Raw genomic sequence first — 18,320 nt, 5'->3', positions numbered from 1 at the left:
ATTCTTGGGTAGAAGGATTCTTGCCCGAAATTCCCCTGCGCGGCAAGTCGCCGCCGCCGCCGCGGACGGACATGGGTCTTGCGCCGTGACAAGTGCGATGTCCGTCTCCGGCGTACATTGTTGTATGCGCTGAGGAAATAATGCACCAAGACGAGAGGACGTCATGACCACGCCGCCCGCCGACCGCGTTCCCGGGTTCTCCATGCTGTCCCGCCTGCTGTCCCGGTTGAAAATCGGTCCCAAGCTGCTGCTCGCTCCGGGCGCCGTGCTGGCCCTGCTGCTCGTGCTGTCCTGGGTCGCCTATTACGCGATGGTGCGCCAGAACGACTCGCTCGAATCGATCGTGGGCCAGCGCGCGGCCAGCATGCGCGCCGCCAGCAGCCTGGCGGCGCAGACGCAGAAGGCGCATGCCGACATCTACCGCCTGCTGAGCTGGATGGGCGGCAGCTTCCCGCTGGCGCGCACCGAGCCGCTGCGCCAGGACATCCTGGCCCAGCACCGGCGCATCGCGGCGGGCCTGGAGACCCTGGGCAAGGCGACCCTGACCGAGGCCGAAGACCGCCACGTGCAGCAGGCCGCAGCGGCGCAGCTGCGCTACGCCGAGGCGGTGCGCGAGGTGATCGAGCTGGCGCCGCTGGACGGCTCGATCAGCGCGAATGCCATGCAGAAGGCCGAAAGCGCCTTCGCGCTGGTGGCGCAGCGCCTGGCCGACCTGGGCGCGCTCGAAGAAGCGCTGGCGCGCGAAGCCTCCGCCAGCGCGGAGGCCGACTTTCGCATGATCTCGGTGCTGATGCCGGCAGTGGTGCTGCTGGCAATCGGGCTGTCGCTGGCGATCACCTTCGCCGTGCGCCGCATCCTGCTGGACGAGATCCGCGGCATCGGGCTGGCCGCCAGCGGCCTGGCCAGCGGCGACCTGACGGCGCGCCCCCATCTCGACCACGATTACGGCGGCGACGAGATCGCCGACACGTCGCGCCAGCTGGACGCCAGCATCCGCAACCTGAACGGCACCCTGCGTTCGATCCTGGACTCGGCGCGCCTGATCGGCGCCGCTTCGCGCGACATCAAGCTCGGCAGCCTGAGCCTGGGCAGCCGCGCCGTGTTCCGCGCCAGCGCGCTGGCCCATACCGAAGGCGCGCTGCGCGAGCTGGCGGCCGACGTCAAGCTCGGCGCCGACCAGGCGCGCGTCGCCCACCGCCTGGCCGCCGGCGCCGGCGAGGTGGCGCACGAAGGCAGCGACCTGGTCGAACGGCTGGTGGCGACGCTCGAGGGCAGCCGCCGCGGCGCGCAGCGGGTGGTCGAGATCGTCGACGGGCTCGACCTGGCGGCGAGCGAGACCGGCACGCTGGCCCTGAACGCGGCGCTGGACGCGGCGCGCACGCACCTGGACGCCGACATGGACGCCGGCGCGCAGTCGCCGGCGATGGCCGCGGTGGCCGGCGAGGTGCGGGCGCTGGCGCGCCGGGTGGTGGCCGCCAGCCGCGAGATCCGGACCGTGGCGGCGCAGTCGCTGGCCGAGATCGACGGCGGCGCGGCCTGGGCCCTGCACGCAGGCAGCAGCATGGAGCGGATCGCCGGCACGGTGCGCGAGGTGGAAGACCTGGCCGGGCGCATCGGCGCGGCCGGCGAAGGCCAGGCCACGCAACTGGCCGACGTGGGCCAGGCGATCGTGCAGATGGACCAGGTGACGCGCCAGAACTGCACGCTGGTGGAAGAAGCGGCGAGCGCGGCGCGCACCCTGCAGATGCAGGCGCTGGCGCTGTCGCGCACGGTGGCGGGGTTCAGGCTGGAAGAAGAGGGGGCGCGGGAAACGGCCCCGCAGGCGCAGGACGCCGGCCGCAAGGACGACGGCGGCGCTTCCTGGTCGAAGCCCTTCGATCCGGCGCGCGAACGCCGGGGGGGCACCAGGGAACGCCGCCGTCACCAGGCGTCGCACTTGCGGCTCGCCTCGAGCCGCAAGTGACGATCCCGGTCAGTGCGTCAACCGATCACTCGTAATCGCTGATCGGCGCGCAGCCGCAGAACAGGTTGCGGTCGCCGTACACATTGTCGGCGCGGCCGACCGGCGGCCAGTACTTCTTCTTGCGCAGGCCGGCGACCGGGAAGGCCGCCACTTCACGCGTGTAGCCGTGGGCCCAGGCGTCGGAAGTGACGACTTCGGCGGTGTGCGGCGCGCCCTTGAGCGGGTTGTCCATGCGGTCGTACTCGCCGCGCTCGACCTTGACGATCTCGGCGTGGATGGTGATCATCGCCTCGATGAAGCGGTCGATCTCGGCCTTCGATTCCGACTCGGTCGGCTCGATCATCAGGGTGCCCGGCACCGGGAAGCTCATGGTCGGGGCGTGGAAGCCGAAGTCCATCAGGCGCTTGGCCACGTCTTCGTTGCTGATGCCGGTCTTGTCCTGCAGTGGACGCAGGTCGATGATGCACTCGTGCGCGACCAGGCCGTCGTGGCCGGCGTACAGCACCGGGTAGTGCGGGGCCAGGCGGCGCGCGATGTAGTTGGCGTTGAGGATCGCCACTTCGGTGGCCGAAGTGAGGCCTGCGGCGCCCATCATCGCGATGTACATCCACGAGATCGGCAGGATCGAGGCCGAGCCGAAGGCGGCGGCGCTGACGGCGCCGATGCCGTTCTCGTCCCGCACATAGCCGGTCGACAGCTGGTTCGGCAGGAATTTCGCCAGGTGGGCGCCGACGCCGATCGGGCCGACGCCGGGGCCGCCGCCGCCGTGCGGGATGCAGAAGGTCTTGTGCAGGTTCAGGTGGCTGACGTCGCCGCCGAAGGCGCCCGGCGCGGCCAGGCCGACCAGCGCGTTCATGTTGGCGCCGTCGACGTAGACCTGGCCGCCGTGCGCGTGCACGATCTCGCACAGTTCCTTGATGCCTTCCTCGAACACGCCGTGGGTCGACGGGTAGGTGACCATCACGCAGGCCAGGTCCTTGCTGTATTGCTCGGCCTTGGCCTTCAGGTCGCTGAGATCGACGTTGCCGTTGTCGTCGCAGGCGGTGACCACGACCTTCATGCCGACCATGCTGGCCGAGGCCGGGTTGGTGCCGTGGGCCGAGGACGGGATCAGGCACACGTTGCGGTGGCCTTCGCCGCGCGATTCATGGTACTTCTGGATCACCAGGAGGCCCGCGTACTCGCCCTGCGAGCCGGCGTTCGGCTGCAGCGAGATGGCGGCGTAGCCGGTGGCGGCGCACAGCATGGCTTCCAGCTGGGCGATCATCTCGCGGTAGCCGATGGTCTGCTCGTTCGGCGCCAGCGGGTGGACGTTCGAGAACTCGGGCCAGGTGACCGGCACCATCTCGGCGGTGGCGTTGAGCTTCATGGTGCACGAGCCGAGCGGGATCATGGTGCGGTCCAGCGCCAGGTCCTTGTCGGCCAGCGCGCGCAGGTAGCGCAGCATCTCGTGCTCGGCGTGGTAGCGGTTGAAGGTCGGGTGGGTCAGGTAGGCGCTGGTGCGGGCGAGGGCGGCCGGGAAGGCGTCGGCGACGCCGGCGTCCAGCTGGTCCAGGTCAACCGTCTTGCCATTGCCGAACACCGCGAACAGGTTGGCCAGGTCGTCGCGGGTGACCGTTTCGTCGAGCGACACGCCGACGCTGGTGGCGTCGATCTGGCGCAGGTTCAGGCCGCGCGCGGTGGCCTGCTGGTGGATCGCGCCGGCGTCCTGCACGCGCACCGTGAGGGTGTCGAAGAAGGTCTTGTTGGCCAGCTCGAAGCCCAGCTGCTGCAGGCCGGCGGCCAGGATGGTGGTCTGGCGGTGCACGCGGCGCGCGATGCGGGCCAGGCCTTGCGGGCCGTGGTAGACCGCGTACATGCCGGCCATCACGGCCAGCAGCACCTGCGCGGTGCAGATGTTCGAGGTCGCCTTTTCGCGGCGGATGTGCTGTTCGCGGGTCTGCAGCGCCAGGCGGTAGGCCGGGTTGCCCTGGGCGTCGACGGTGACGCCGACCAGGCGGCCCGACATGCTGCGCTTGAATTCGTCGCGGGTGGCGAGGTAGCCGGCGTGCGGGCCGCCGAAACCGAGCGGCACGCCGAAGCGCTGGCTGTTGCCGACCACGACGTCCGCGCCCCATTCGCCCGGCGGGGTCAGGACCGTGAGCGCCAGCAGGTCGGCGGCCACGATCACCATCGCGCCCGCGGCATGCAGGTGCTCACAAGCAGCGCGGTAGTCGCGCACTTCGCCGTCGACGCCCGGGTATTGCAGCAGCACGCCGAAGCAGGTTTCTTCGAGCTTTTCGATGTCGGCGGGTGCGATGCTGCGCACTTCGACGCCGATCGGCTCGGCGCGGGTCTGGATGATCTCGCGCGTCTGCGGCAGCACGTCGTCGGCCACGTAGAACACCTTCGAGGCCGACTTGCCGACGCGCTGGATCAGGGTCATGGCTTCGGCAGCGGCGGTGCCTTCGTCCAGCATCGACGAGTTGGCGATGCCCATGCCGGTCAGGTCGGTGATCGCCTGCTGGAAGTTCAGGATGGCTTCCAGGCGGCCCTGCGAGATCTCGGGCTGGTAAGGGGTGTAGGCGGTGTACCAGGCCGGGTTTTCGAAGATGTTGCGCAGGATGACCTTCGGCGTGTGGGTGCCGTAGTAGCCCTGGCCGATCAGCGACTTCAGCACCTTGTTCTTGGACGCCAGGCCCTTGAGCAGCGCCAGCGCTTCTTCTTCGGTGCGCGGTTCGGCGAACTGGCCCAGGTCCAGCTTGTCCTTGCGGCGGATGTTGGCCGGGACCACGGCGTCGATCAGGGCGGCGCGGGTGGCGTAGCCGAGGGTCGACAGCATGGCTGCCTGTTCGGATTCGGACGGGCCGATGTGGCGCGGGATGAACGAATCGCGTGCTTCAAGTTGGGTGAGGCTGGAGCGGGTCATGATAAGAAAAGAGTCCGGAAGGGTCTGGCGCCGATGCTGGCTGGATCAAGAAGGGGATGCGCAGGGCGGTGCGCCCGGGGAAGGGCGCACCTTGGACCATCAGTGGTCGGTGGTCTTGCCGTAGGCGTCGGCGTCGAGCAGCTTGTCGTAGGCGCCAGCGTCGCTCGGGGCCAGCTTGAACAGCCAGGCGCCGTAGGCATCCTGGTTGATCGAGTCGGGCGCGTCGGCGACCGGCTGGTTGACGGCGGTGACGGTGCCCGAGACCGGCGCGTAGATGTCGCTGGCGGCCTTGACCGATTCGACCACGGCGGCGTCGTCGCCCGCGGTGAATGCCTTGCCGACCTGCGGCAGTTCGACGAACACGATGTCGCCCAGCGCGTCCTGCGCGTATTCGGTGATGCCCACGGTCAGGCTGCCGTCTTCTTCGCGGCGCACCCATTCATGGGATTCGGTGTATTTCAGGTCGGTAGGGATGTTCATGGAAACTCCTGAGGATGGTGGGGTTATTAGTATAGGTGTTTGTTATCCGGTCCGGCGATTCAGGCGGCCAGCACTTTGCCGTTGCGCACGAACGGCAGCTTGACCACGCTGGCGGCCAGGTGCTTGTCGCGGATCGCGACCTGCACGGTGTCGCCGACGGCGACGTCCATCGGCACGCGCGCCAGGGCGATCGCCTGCTGCATGCTGGGGCTGAAGGTGCCGCTGGTGATCTCGCCGACATTGCCGGAGGCGGCGATCACGCGCTGGTGGGCGCGCAGGATGCCGCCTTTTTCGCGCAGGATCAGGCCGACGAACTGCGCCTGCTGGCCCTTGGCCTGCAGCGCGGCCTTGCCGATGAAGTCGCGCTCGGAGACCAGGTCGATGGTCCAGGCCAGGCCGGCGTCGAGCGGGTTGGTGGTTTCGTCCATGTCCTGGCCGTACAGGTTCATGCCGGCTTCCAGGCGCAGGGTGTCGCGCGCGCCGAGGCCGGCCGGCTTGACGCCGGCGGCGAGCAGGGCGTTCCACAGCGCTTCGGCCTGGCTTGCCGGCACGCCGATCTCGAAGCCGTCTTCGCCGGTGTAGCCGGTGCGGGCGACCATGGCTTCGCCGAAGGCGGTGTCGCCGACGATGGCGGCGTTGAAGGGCTTGAGGTTTTCGGTCGCCGCCTGGGTGGTCGGCAGCACCTGCCACACCTTGGCGCGGGCGTTCGGGCCCTGGACCGCGACGAGGGCGATCGGGTCGTTGCCGTCGCGGCGCTGGGTGATGCTCACGCCGCTGCTGGTGGCGGCGTTCTGCCCGTTCATCCAGGCCACGTCCTTGTCGGCGGTGCCGGCGTTGACGACGATGCGGAACCAGTCCTCGGACAGAAAATAGACGATCAGGTCGTCGATGACGCCGCCTTCCGGATTGAGCATGCACGAATACAGGGCCTTGCCCGGCGTTTGCAGCTTGTCGACGTTATTGGCCAAAAGGCCGCGCAGGAAGGCGCGGGTGTTGTCGCCCTTCACGTCCACGACGCACATATGGGACACGTCGAACATGCCGGCGTCGCTGCGCACCGCGTTGTGCTCTTCGATCTGGGAGCCGTAGTTGACCGGCATGTCCCAGCCGCCGAAATCGACCATCTTGGCGCCAAGGGCGCGGTGAGCGGAATTGAGCGGGGTCGCTTTGAGCGTCATGGAATCCTCGGGCATGAATAGGGTGTCGGCACGATCGTCGTGCGCTATCGACCCCTCTGTCCTTGGTACCTGAGAGATAGCGGCTGGCGCCGCTTGCCCCTTCGGTGGGCCGCATCGCGGCCGCTCTCCAGAGTTGACCGGCCGCGCCGTGCGCCGCCGTCCCTTGACCGGTCCTTTTGCCTGAGAGTTTATGGGTGAGTGCCCCTTCGGCGGCAGCGTCGCTGCGCTCTCCCGATCAAGACTGCGGAGGATATGCCAGCCCGCCAACCCTGTCAACCACGCAAGCCCCACATTAATTGCCATTGCCCCCTTACCCAATAATGAGGGTCAGATACCTTCTTGGATTGCAAGGTTTTTGTGAAGGTAATTGGCGTCAAATGGCTTGCCGGTTCGAACGACGCCGTAGATCAGATGCGCTAGCTTATGGGTAACAGCGCTGATCACTGCTCGCTTGGCCATGCCGTTCGCTAATAGGCGTTCGGCGAATTGATGCAGGATTGGATTGTGTCGGCGTGCGACCATACTGGGCATGAAAAGCGCTGCCCGTAGCGATGTGCTGCCGGTTTTGCAGAGCATTGTGCGGCCTTTGAGCGACGTGCCCGAGGTTCGCTGTTTGGGTGTGACGCCCAGGAAGGCAGCGAAGGCTTTCGCGTTTTTGAAGCGACGAATGTCGCCAAGATGGCCAAGTATGCGGGCAACCGTCGTCATCCCCAGCCCAGGGATACTGGCGATGAGTACGGCATCGTTCTTCAATCCTGGATGGCGATCAATGTGATCGTCGATATCATCCTGCAGCTTTCGAATCTCGGCATCAAGCCATTTGATGTGCTCAGCGACGTTGTCGGCAACGTCTTGTAAGCCTGCCACGATGTGCGCTTCTATGCGGTTCTGTTCCTGCTGCCGAATGTCCTTCAGGGACTGCACGCGCAAGGTCCATGCACGCAGCTGGCGCTGCTCAAGCGGCGGCGCAACCCAAGGCTCCGGATTCATCGCCGCGCAATAACGCGCGATCAAGGCAGCGTCGATTTCGTCATTCTTGTTGCGGATGTTCTCGCCCGATCCAAAGCCCTTGATACAGGCTGGATTAACCACGCTGACCTTGAATCCCTCAGCGTGGAGCGTCGTGGCGATCGCCTCGTAGTACACACCTGTCGCCTCCATACAGATGTGCAGCGTCGCCAGCGATGCTTTGGAGTCACGTAACCACTCCACCAGCGCACGATGCCCTGCGGATGTGTTATCGAATACCTTCGCCTTCAACTTCCCATTGATCAGCAAGGCCAAGTCTAGCTTCTTCTTGCTGACATCGATTCCCAGCACGTCATTACGTGTCGTGTTCATTTTTGGCCTCTCTCGTATGCGGGCTCCACGCCGTGTGCGATGGCCCAAGATACCGTTCGGACTAACAAAATGAAACGGGCAGAGGCACCTATCTGACCCACGTGCTCAACGGCACTCGAGTCGTTCGGCATCACTCCGCCCGACCGCTTCGTCGCCATCATAGACCAGCTCCGCCGCGGCACCTTCAATATACGAGAGTCGAATTCTTTGACAACTTTCGAAGTTGCTCATTAATTCTACTCCGACCCTATTTAATTTCTGACTGCTGTGGAAACAAAATGCGTTCATCTGGAAAACTATTTGACGTTGAGAATCTAACGCCGATTTTTATAGCGCTAAACGGTCCAAAATTAATGAGGGTCGGAGTCGAATTGTTTGACAACTTTGAGGAATTGCTCAATAAATCTACTCTGACCCTCATTGTAGAGTTCCATTGCAGAATTGCTTGAAAGTATTGCTGCGCACTATTGGTGCACGGGGTGTTTGTCGTGATTTGCTACACTTGTTCCACTTACTTTGTAGGCGGGAACAGACTATGAACGAAGAAAAAACTTTGCAGGAGAAAGAGGGTTGGTACACGCTGTCGGGCGACGTCAACAGCGATATGGTGCACCGGATGTTCGATGCGGTGGCGGCGATGACCGAGGACGGGATCGATACCGCCCACGTGCTGCTGCAGTCGAATGGCGGCTACGTCAGCGACGGCCTGTGCCTGTATAACTTCATGGCCAGCTCGCCGATCCGGTTCGTGATGTACAACGCCGGGGCGGTGGCCTCGATCGCGGTGGTGCTCTACCTGGCCGGCTCGCGCCGCTACGCCAGCGAGACCGCGCGCTTCATGATCCACAAGTCGCATGCGACCGCCTCGCCCGGCTCGCGGCCGGATGCGCTCAACATCATCGTCGAAGGCCTGCGCGCCGACGATGCGCGCACCGAGGCCATCCTGCGCAAGGAAATCGAACTCTCGCCCGAGCAGTGGAGCGTGCACCAGTACGGCGACCTGCACCTGACCGCGCGCGACGCCAAGAAGGCGAAGATGATCCACGAGGTGCTGGACTTCGCGCCGCCGAAAGGCGCCATCCTGCGCAATATCTGAACCGGGACGTTCCGCCGGCCGTCGCGCCGGCGGCCGATGGCGCCCCGGCCGGGATGTGTTTGGTCATTGCTGAGAGGTAAGAATATGGCAGAATAGGGCCTTGCCTCACTTCGCCGAACCGTCATGGCCACCCCACCCGCCCAGACCTTTGCCGCGCGCAAGGCCGCACCCGCCCAGCAGGCGGCGCTGGCCGAGCTGGTCGACATTGCGCGCAGCCATGCCGAGTCCGGCCTGGCGGACATGGCGCGGCGCATGGTGTCGGCGCTGCTCGACCTGACCGCGGCCGGGCTCGACCCCGCCACCGTCATGCGGCGCGTCAAATCGGGCAATCTTCTCAAGGACAACGGTTACGCCTTCACCCACCTGGCGACGAGCGAGATCGAGGCGGCCCTGCGCCGGGAAGTCGCGCGCCTGCTCCCGCACGCCGCTGGCGCCCCGGCCGAAGCCGCGCCCGCCCCGGTCGAACTGAGCCTGGTCCCGCTGGAACAGATCGACCAGCAAATGGCGCTCGGCGCCGTCAGCCGGCCCTTCGACCTGCAGCATTCCGAGGGCCTGGCCACGCTGGGCGTGCGCCTCGGCCTGCTGCTCGGGCGCGACCTGGTGCGCGCCGCCCACAACCCTTTCCGGCCCGACGTCTTCCTGGCCGCCGTGGATGCCGCCTGGCGCCAGTTCGAGCCCGATCCCGACGCCCACGGCCTGGTGGCGCCGCTGCTGCGTCCCGGCCTGATGTTCGACCTGGGGCCGCTGTACGAAGCCCTGGTCGCCAAGCTCAAGTCGCGCAAGGGCGGCGACGCCGACACCCGCTTCAGCAAGACCGACGACCGCGCGTCGCGCCAGTCCGAACGCGCACGGCGCGACGCCGCGCTGGCCCAGCAGCTGCGCCAGCTGTTCGACCCGGCCCTGGCCGTCCCTGAGATCCCGGACCTGCCGCAAGGCAGCGGCGGCTGGCGTCCGAGCGCGGCGTCCGGCTTCGGGGTGGCGCCGCTGGCGCCGCCCATGCCTGCGGCGGGCGCGGTCCCGTCCAGCGCCGCCGCGGGTTCTGGCGCCCATCCGGGCCCCATCCACGCGTCGGGTGGCGCCGGCAGCGCCGCAGCGCCAGTGGCGTCCGTTCAACCCTTGATCGACCTGCTGGCGCGCGCCGGCGCCGCCGGCCCGGACGCCGCGCCCGGCGTGCTGGTCCTGCCAGGCCTGCGCGCCAGCCTGCCGCAGGGCGCCCTGTCGCGCGGCGACGAAACGACGCTCGACCTGCTGTCGCGCGTGTTCGGCAGCGTGCTGCAGGACGACGGCGTCGCCCCCGAGACGCGCGAATTGATCGGCCACCTGCAGCTGCCGGTCTTGCGCACCGCGCTGCGCGACCGCAGCTTCTTCTTTCAGGAGGCCCATCCGGCGCGGCGCCTGCTCGACCTGCTGTCGCAGGCCGGCTGGGAGCGTCCCCTGGACCCGGACGACCCGGTCTACCGCGCCATGCGCCGCAGCGTCGAGCGCGTGCGCGACCAGGTCGACCCCGAGTTCGCCGCGGCCGTGGCCGACATCGAAGCCGGCCTGGCCGCCCGCGACAGGGTGGAAGAGGCGGCCATGGCGGCGCCCATCGCCCAGGCCATGCGCAATGAGAAGCGCGCCGCCGCCGAACGTTCGGCCCGGCGCGCGGTGGCGCTGCGCCTGGCCGGGGAACGCTTGACCCCGGCCGTCACCGGTTTTCTCGAAGGCCGCTGGAGCGCCGCGCTGGCGCTGGCCTACACGATCGAGGACAGCCGTCCGGGCGCCATCGACAATGCCACGCGCACGATGGAAGACCTGATCTGGAGCGTCAAGCCGAAGGCGACCCAGGAGCAGAGGAAGGCCCTGATCGCGCGCCTGCCGGCGCTGCTTGCAAGCCTGAACAACTGGCTCGACGCCACCCGCTGGCAGGACGCCGAGCGCCTGCAGTTCTTCGCCGAGCTGGCCGAATGCCACGCCTCGATCGTGCGTGCGCCGATCGAGCTGCTGCCGGAGCGCCAGCTCGAGCTGGCGCTCGAGGCGGCCCAGCAGGATGCGCTGCGCCGAGTTGCATACGAGCAGGCGCAGGAGCAGGAAGAGGAGCGGGAGCAGGCCCGCATCCAGGCCGAGGAAGCGCAGGCCGCGGCAAGCGATCCGGCGGCCGCCATCCTGGCCGGCCTGGAGCGCGGCATGCGGCTTGAATTGCACGAGGCGCACATCGTGCGCCGGGTGCGCCTGGCCTGGGTCAGCCCGCTGCGCACACTGTACATCTTCTCGGGCGCCGGACGCCAGGAAGCGTTTTCGCTGCCGGCCGCGCGCCTGATCGATCTGCTGCGCGAAGGCGCGATGCGGGTGGTGGCGGCCGAAGGCGTGGTCGGCCGCATCCTGAGCGCGGCGGTCAAGCCCATGCCCGCAATGGTATGATGCGCGCTTTACCTCTACAGCAATAGCCGATCCACGTGCGCCTCTCTTCCATCAAATTGTCGGGATTTAAATCGTTCGTCGATCCCACCAATTTCCAGGTGCCGGGTCAGCTGGTCGGTGTGGTCGGCCCCAACGGCTGCGGCAAATCCAACATCATCGACGCGGTGCGCTGGGTGCTGGGCGAGTCGAAAGCCTCCGAACTGCGCGGCGAGTCGATGCAGGACGTGATCTTCAACGGCTCCACCCACCGCAAGAGCGCCGGGCGCGCCTCGGTCGAACTGGTGTTCGACAACAGCGCCGGCAAGGCCGCCGGCCAGTGGGGCCAGTACGCCGAGATCGCGGTCAAGCGCACGCTCACGCGCGACGGCACGTCCACCTATTACATCAACGGCCAGCCGGTGCGCCGGCGCGACATCCAGGACATCTTCCTCGGCACCGGACTCGGTCCGCGCGCCTACGCCATCATCGGCCAGGGCATGATCGCGCGCATCATCGAATCGCGCCCGGAAGAACTGCGGGTCTTCCTCGAAGAAGCGGCCGGCGTCTCGAAATACAAGGAACGGCGCCGCGAGACCGAGAACCGGCTGTCGGACACGCGCGAGAACCTGCTGCGGGTCGAGGACATCCTGCGTGAACTTAACGCCAACCTCGAAAAACTCGAAGCCCAGGCGGCGGTCGCCAACCGCTTCCGCCAGCTGCAGGCCGACCAGGAAGAAAAGCAGAAGCTGCTCTGGCTGATGCGCAAGAACGAGGCCAAGGCCGAACAGGTGAAGTTCTTCCGCGAGATGGAAGAAGCGCAGACCAGCCTGGAAGCGCAGACCGCCAGGCTGCGCAACGTCGAGGTCGACCTCGAACACCTGCGCCAGGCCCATTTCGCCGCCGGCGACCGGCTGCACACGGCCCAGGGCGCCCTGTACCAGATCAATTCCGAGATCGGCAGCCTGGAGGCGCAGATCAAGTTCGTGGTCGAGTCGCGCACCCGCCTGCAGAACCAGATCGTCACGCTCACCGCGCAGCGAGATCAATGGCTGGCGCAGGAGCAGGAACACCGCGAGGGCCAGGAAGAAGCCGAGATGCAGCTGGAGGAACTGGCCGCGCGCGCCGAAGGCGCCCAGATCGCGGTCGAGGTCCACCATGAGCGCCTGCCCGAGCTGGAAGCGGCCTGGCGCGCCGGCCAGGAACGCCAGGCCGCCTCGCGCGCGCGCACCATGCAGGTCCAGCAGCGCATCGAGCTGGCATCGGCCCACGGCCGCAACGCCGCCGGCATCCTGGGCAACCTGGCGGCGCGGCGCGAACGCCTGCAGCAGGAGAGGAATGGCCTCAACCTGCCCGACAGCGCGACCCTCGACAACCTGCGCCTGCAGCTCGAAGAACAGCAGCAGTCGCTGGAAGAACAGACCATGCTGCTGGAAGAAGCGACCGGACGGCAAGAGGCGGTCGAACTCGAGCGCAAGGAAGCGCATGCGCAGGTGCAGGTCGAGAGCGCCGCCAACGCCCAGTTGGAGGCGCGCCTGAACGCGCTGCGCCAGATGCAGGAGCGCGTGCAGACCCAGGGCAAGGTCCAGCCCTGGCTCGAGAAGCACGAGCTGGCCGGCTTGCCGCGCCTGTGGCAAAAGCTGGACGTCGAAGCGGGCTGGGAGGCCGCGCTCGAAGCCGTGCTGCGCGAGCGTTCCGGCGCGCTGGAGGTGTCGAACATCGACTGGGCCAAGGCCTTCGTGCTTGACGCGCCGCCGGCCCGCCTGGCGCTGTACGCGCCGCAGGCGGGCGGCCACGCGGCGCCGCACGACGGCTTGAAGCCGTTCTCCAGCCTGCTGCGCGTGAACGACGCCGGCGTGCGCGGCGTGCTCGAGGACTGGTTGCACGGCGTGTACGTGGCCGGTGACGCGGCCCAGGCCTTCGCCGAGCGCGCGCGCCTGCCGCAGGGCGCCGCCTTCGTCACGCGCGAGGGCCACATGGTGACCCGTTCCAGCGTGCGCTTCCACGCGCCGGACGCCGAGCAGGACGGCATGCTGGCGCGCCAGCACGAGATCGAGAACATCGGTAAACAGCTCAAGGCCCAGGCCTTGCTGGCCGACGAGGCGCGTGCGCGCGCCGTGCGCGCCGACGCCGCCGTCACCGACCTGGCGCGCCGGCTGCAGGATGCGCGCGGCCGCGTGGCCACCTTGCAGCGCGAGGCGCATGCGCTGCAGATCGAGGTGCTCAAGCAGAGCGAGATCGAGGCCCGCTTCAACCAGCGCAGCGGCCAGATCGCGGCCGACCTGTCCGAGATCGCGGACCAGGAGGCCGAGCAGCGCCAGGCCCAGGCGGAGAGCGAACAGGAATTCGAGCAGCTCGACCTGGAACTGGCCGAGCTGCAGGAGGCGCACGAGGTTGGCCAGACCGCCTTCCTCGAACAGGAGCAGGCGCTTGGCCGCGCGCGCGAGCACCTGCGCGAACTGGAACGCAGCGCGCAAGAGGCGCAGTTCGCCGAACGCGCCCAGCGCAGCCGCATCGAGGAGTTGCGGCGCACGATGGCGACCGCCGCCACCCAGGCCGAACAGGTCGGCGCCAGCCTGGCCCAGGCGCGCCTGGAGCTGGAAGCGCTCGAAAGCGGCACCGCCCACGAGGGCTTGCAAGAGTTGCTGGACCGCCGCACGAAGCAAGAGGTAGCGCTGTCCGACGCCCGCCACGAGCTGGACCAGGTCGCCCAGCAGCTGCGCGCGGCGGAAGAGTCGCGCATGCAGTCCGAGCGCAGCCTGCAGCCGCAGCGCGACCGCATCACCGAGATGCAATTGAAGGAGCAGGCCGCGCGCCTGAACCAGGAACAGTTCGCCGAGGCGCTGGCCGCCACCGGCGCCGACGAGGCGGCGCTGTCCGAAAAGCTCGACCCGGACCTGAAGCCTCAGTACCTGCAGGGCGAGGTCACCCGACTGACGAATGCCATCAACGGCCTGGGCGCGGTCAACCTGGCGGCGGTCGACGAGCTGGCCCAGGCCACCGAGCGCAAGCGCTTCCTGGATTCGCAGAACGCCGACCTGAACGAGGCCATCACCACGCTCGAAGACGCGATCGGCCGCATCGACCGCGAGACGCGCGACCTGCTGCAGGACACCTTCGACCGCGTCAACGGCCACTTCTCGGAACTGTTCCCGATCCTGTTCGGCGGCGGCAACGCCAGGCTGGTCATGACTGGCGACGAGATCCTGGACGCCGGCGTGCAGGTCATGGCCCAGCCGCCGGGCAAGAAGAACGCCACCATCCACCTGCTGTCGGGCGGCGAGAAGGCGCTGACCGCGACCGCGCTGGTGTTCTCGATGTTCCGCCTGAACCCGGCGCCATTCTGCCTGCTGGACGAGGTCGACGCGCCGCTGGACGACGCCAATACCGAGCGCTTCTGCCGCATGGTCAAGCGCATGTCGGACCACACCCAGTTCCTGTTCATCTCGCACAACAAGATCGCGATGGAGATGGCCAGCCAGCTGATCGGGGTGACGATGCAGGAGCAGGGCGTCTCGCGCATCGTGGCGGTGGACATGGAGTCGGCCGCCGACCTGGCCGCCGCCTGAACGGGCGCGGCCTTCCCGGGCCGCCGTGCTACACTGGCCCGCCTCTGCCGGGGCACATGCCACTGTACGAATGCTTGCAATGACCGACCACTCCAGATCACCGCAGCCCGCCCCCATCCCTTCAGCACTGGAGCAGGGCGTGCGGCTGATCGGCGCGTCGCCGGCGCCAATGTTCATCGTGCGCGGCGAAAGCCGGATTGGCGGCGTCATGGCCGCAGCCAATCCGGCCTTCACGGCGCTGCTGGAAGGCGCTCGGACCGCATCTCCCGATGCCTGGACGCCGCTCGCAACGCTGCTGCCGGGCGCCATCGACCCGGTTGCGCGCATCCTCGACGGCAGCCTGGCCCAGGCCGGCGCCGAGCTGGAACTGCCCACGCGGGTCAAGCTCGCGCTGTCGCCGGTGTGCGAAGCCGATGGCGCCATCGTCGGCGTGCTGGGCGTGGCCGCAGCGCTGCCGCCGCAGGTCGACCAGGCCGCGCGCGAACTGGGGCGGCTGGTCGAACTCAGTCCGGTCGGCGTGGTGCGCTACACCGTCGACGGCGAGATCCTCGATTGCAACGACGCGTTTCTCTCCATGCTGGGGCTGAGCCAGGAGGACCGCCGCCGCGGCCTGTCCTGGCGCGCGCTGACGCCGCCCGAGTGGCGCGAGGTCGACGACGCCGGCCTTGCGCGCCTGCAGGCGCACGGGGTGATGCCGCTGATCGAGAAGGAATTCCTGCACCGCGACGGCCGCCGCATTCCGGTGCTGGTCGGCGCCGGCAACCTGCTGGCCGATGGCCGCCAGGGCTTCGGCGTGGTGATCGACATCTCGGCGACCCGCGCCGCCGAACGCGCGCTGGCCGAGAGCGAGGCGCGCTTTCGCGCCATCACGAACGCGATGCCGCAGATGGTATGGTCGACCCTTCCCGACGGCTTTCACGATTACTACAACGACCAGTGGTACGCCTTCACCGGCGTGCCGCCCGGCTCGACCGACGGCGAGGCCTGGAACGGCATGTTCCATCCGGACGACCAGGACGCCGCCTGGGCCAGGTGGCGCCATTCGCTGGCCACCGGCGAACCCTACGAGATCGAATACCGCCTGCGCCACCACAGCGGCGCCTACCGCTGGGTGCTGGGCCGCGCCTTGCCGGTGCGCGACGCGCGAGGGGTGATCCAGCGCTGGATGGGCACCTGCACCGACATCCATGAGCACAAGCTGACCGAAGACGCATTGCGCGAGGCCGACCAGCGCAAGGACGAGTTCCTCGCCATGCTCGGCCACGAGCTGCGCAATCCGCTGGCGCCGATCCGCAGCGCGGCGGCGCTGCTGCCCCTGGCCAAGGCCGATGCGGCCAAGGTCGAGCACATCGGCCAGGTGATCGCGCGCCAGGTCACCCACATGACCGGCCTGATCGACGACCTGCTGGACGTGTCGCGCGTGACGCGCGGACTGATCGCGCTGGTCCAGGAAGACGTGGCGGCGCGCCTGCTGGTCGACGAGGCCGTCGAGCAGGCGCGCCCCCTCATCGAGGCGCGCGCGCACGCGCTGTCGGTGGCCGACCACGCCGGCGGGGCCTGCATCCATGGCGACCGCAAGCGCCTGGTCCAGGTGCTGGCGAACCTGTTGTCGAACGCGGCCAAGTACACGCCGCCGGGCGGGCGCATCGTCGTCGCGCTGGCGCGGGTGGACGGCATGGTCGAGATCGCGGTCAGCGACAACGGCATCGGCATGGCGCCCGAGCTGGTCGACGGCGTGTTCGAACTGTTCCGCCAGGGGCAGCGCACCCCGGACCGCTCGCAGGGCGGCCTGGGCATCGGGCTGGCCCTGGTCAAGCGGCTGGTGCACCTGCATGGCGGCCGGGTCGGCGCGTCGAGCCCGGGGGAGGGGCTCGGCAGCGAAGTCGTGGTCGCCCTGCCGGCCTGCCGTGCGCCGGACGCGCCGGCGCCCGCATGATGATCGCGGTGGCGCGCCGGCTATCCATGGCGTCCGCGCGGGGGAGTTGGTATGATTGCACGAATTTCCGTGGGGAGAGCGCCCGCACGGATGCATTTCGATCGAATTAACCATTTCGCAGAACAAAGGACCGCGTGGCCCGCAAGGCAGGCGGATCCGGCGCGAATTTCGCTATTGAGGCACAAGCAGCATGACTGATTTCCAAATGAGCCTGATCGCAGCCGGCGGCGTCTTCGTCGTCGGCGTCATCACCTACAACAAGTGGCAGGAATACAAGGCCAGGAAGAGCGTCGAACGCGCCTTCGCCTCCGACCACGACGACGTCCTGATGCGCGATGGCGAGCAGGTTCCGGCCGTGGACCGTCACGAGCCGGTGCTCGAGGCCGGCCTCGACGACAAGGCGCCGGTGCTCGCCAAGGAGCCGGTGCTCGACGCCGACGCCTTCGCGCCGGCCGACGTCAAGCCCGAGCCGCAACTCGACACGCCAGCGCCGACGCCGGCCGCCGCGCCAGCCCCGGCCCCAGCCCCTGCAGCGCCGGTGGCGCCAGTCACGCCGACCGCCAGCGCGCCCGCCACCAGCTACCGCGCCAGCGGCGCCAGCGCCGCCCAGGATGCGGTGGCCGCCTCGCTGCCCGGCACCCGCCCGGGCATGCCGGCCGCCGAACTGGCCGAATGCCTGGTCGATCCGCTGATCGACTGCCTGATCCCCCTTTCGCTCGAAGCGCCTGTGCGCGGCGACAAGATCTTGCCGGCCCTGCAAACGCTGCGCCGCGTCGGCAACAAGCCGATCCACTACATCGGCTTCGCCGTCAGCGGCGAGTGGGAGCCGATCGTGCATGGCGGCGTGTACACCAAGCTGCAGGCGGGCGTGCAGATGGCGACCCGCACCACGGCGCTGAACGAACTCGAATACTCCGAGCTGGTCACCCGCCTGCGCGCGGTGGCCGACGAGATCGGGGCCGAGCCGGAAGTGCCGGACATGATCGAGGTGATGGCCGAGGCGCGCATCCTGCACCGCTTCGTGGCCGGCCACGACGCCCAGCTGGGCGTCAACCTGGCCGCGAATGGCGCGCCATGGGCGATGTCGACCCTGATCGGCGCCCTCGAGAACGCCGGCTTCGACGTGCGTCCGGACGGCCGCTTCGCGATGCCGGACAAGGAAAGCGCGGGCGGCGGCGTGCTGTTTACGCTGTCGACCAACGTCACCCTGGGCGCCGACACCACCTCGCGCCTGACCCTGCTGCTGGATGTGCCGTGCGTCGCCCCCGCGCGCGACGGCTTCGGCCGCATGGTCGAGACCGCGCGCGGCCTGACCCAGCGCCTGGACGCGACCATCGTCGACGATTTCGACCAGCCGCTGGTGGACGAGGCCCTCGACGAGATCAAGAGCCAGGTGGGCGAGTTCTACCAGGAGATGGACGCGGCCGACATCCCGGCCGGCTCGACCCGCGCGCTGCGCCTGTTCAGCTGAGG

Annotated in this window: 10 protein-coding genes and 2 riboswitches; of the genes, 6 read left to right on the top strand and 4 right to left on the bottom strand. The window is 68.3% G+C overall.

What is annotated here, in order from left to right:
- Nucleotides 1-163: 163 nt before the first annotated feature.
- Complete coding sequence (locus tag KY496_RS07230; protein WP_229520459.1) at nt 164-1,963, top strand: methyl-accepting chemotaxis protein; 1,800 nt, start codon at nt 164-166, stop codon at nt 1,961-1,963.
- Between the two features lie 25 nt (nt 1,964-1,988).
- On the opposite strand, the gene gcvP is transcribed toward KY496_RS07230, so the two are convergent.
- From gcvP to KY496_RS07210, 4 genes are all read right to left on the bottom strand, one after another.
- Nucleotides 1,989-4,871, bottom strand: coding sequence for an aminomethyl-transferring glycine dehydrogenase (gcvP, locus tag KY496_RS07225; protein WP_219864354.1), 2,883 nt, complete (start codon nt 4,869-4,871; stop codon nt 1,989-1,991).
- 99 nt (nt 4,872-4,970) lie between these two features.
- A complete protein-coding gene (gene gcvH / locus KY496_RS07220; RefSeq protein WP_005667458.1) occupies nt 4,971-5,351 on the bottom strand; it encodes a glycine cleavage system protein GcvH in 381 nt (126 codons plus the stop codon).
- A gap of 59 nt (nt 5,352-5,410) precedes the next feature.
- Entirely contained in the window at nt 5,411-6,529 is a 1,119-nt protein-coding gene (gcvT, locus tag KY496_RS07215) for a glycine cleavage system aminomethyltransferase GcvT (protein WP_005667460.1), read from the bottom strand.
- Between the two features lie 46 nt (nt 6,530-6,575).
- Nucleotides 6,576-6,670: riboswitch (glycine riboswitch) on the bottom strand.
- 17 nt (nt 6,671-6,687) lie between these two features.
- A riboswitch (glycine riboswitch) is annotated at nt 6,688-6,773 on the bottom strand.
- Between the two features lie 83 nt (nt 6,774-6,856).
- Nucleotides 6,857-7,870 carry an IS110 family transposase gene (locus tag KY496_RS07210; RefSeq protein WP_219864353.1) on the bottom strand — a complete coding sequence of 338 codons (1,014 nt, stop codon included), beginning with the start codon at nt 7,868-7,870 and terminating at the stop codon, nt 6,857-6,859.
- A 535-nt stretch (nt 7,871-8,405) separates the two neighbouring features.
- Between KY496_RS07210 and KY496_RS07205 the strand changes: the two genes are divergently transcribed.
- The 5 genes from KY496_RS07205 (at nt 8,406) to KY496_RS07185 (ending at nt 18,318) form a co-directional block, all read left to right on the top strand.
- On the top strand, nt 8,406-8,966 hold the full coding sequence (locus tag KY496_RS07205; RefSeq protein ID WP_005667461.1) for an ATP-dependent Clp protease proteolytic subunit: 561 nt from the start codon (nt 8,406-8,408) through the stop codon (nt 8,964-8,966).
- A 123-nt stretch (nt 8,967-9,089) separates the two neighbouring features.
- Nucleotides 9,090-11,366 (top strand): DUF1631 family protein, encoded by a 2,277-nt coding sequence (locus KY496_RS07200; protein ID WP_219864352.1) that lies wholly within the window; start codon nt 9,090-9,092, stop codon nt 11,364-11,366.
- A 35-nt stretch (nt 11,367-11,401) separates the two neighbouring features.
- Entirely contained in the window at nt 11,402-14,911 is a 3,510-nt protein-coding gene (gene smc, locus KY496_RS07195; protein ID WP_219864351.1) for a chromosome segregation protein SMC, read from the top strand.
- 79 nt (nt 14,912-14,990) lie between these two features.
- Nucleotides 14,991-16,847, top strand: a complete 1,857-nt coding sequence (locus KY496_RS07190) for a PAS domain-containing sensor histidine kinase (protein ID WP_219864350.1) — start codon at nt 14,991-14,993, stop codon at nt 16,845-16,847.
- Nucleotides 16,848-17,037: 190 nt separating this feature from the next.
- On the top strand, nt 17,038-18,318 hold the full coding sequence (locus KY496_RS07185) for a cell division protein ZipA C-terminal FtsZ-binding domain-containing protein (protein WP_219864349.1): 1,281 nt from the start codon (nt 17,038-17,040) through the stop codon (nt 18,316-18,318).
- Nucleotides 18,319-18,320 lie beyond the last annotated feature (2 nt).

This window comes from Massilia sp. NP310, assembly GCF_019443485.1.
Classification (GTDB): Bacteria; Pseudomonadota; Gammaproteobacteria; order Burkholderiales; family Burkholderiaceae_D; genus Telluria; species Telluria timonae.
Note: the sequence above shows the minus strand (reverse complement) of the source record. Positions and strands in the feature narration are given on the sequence as shown.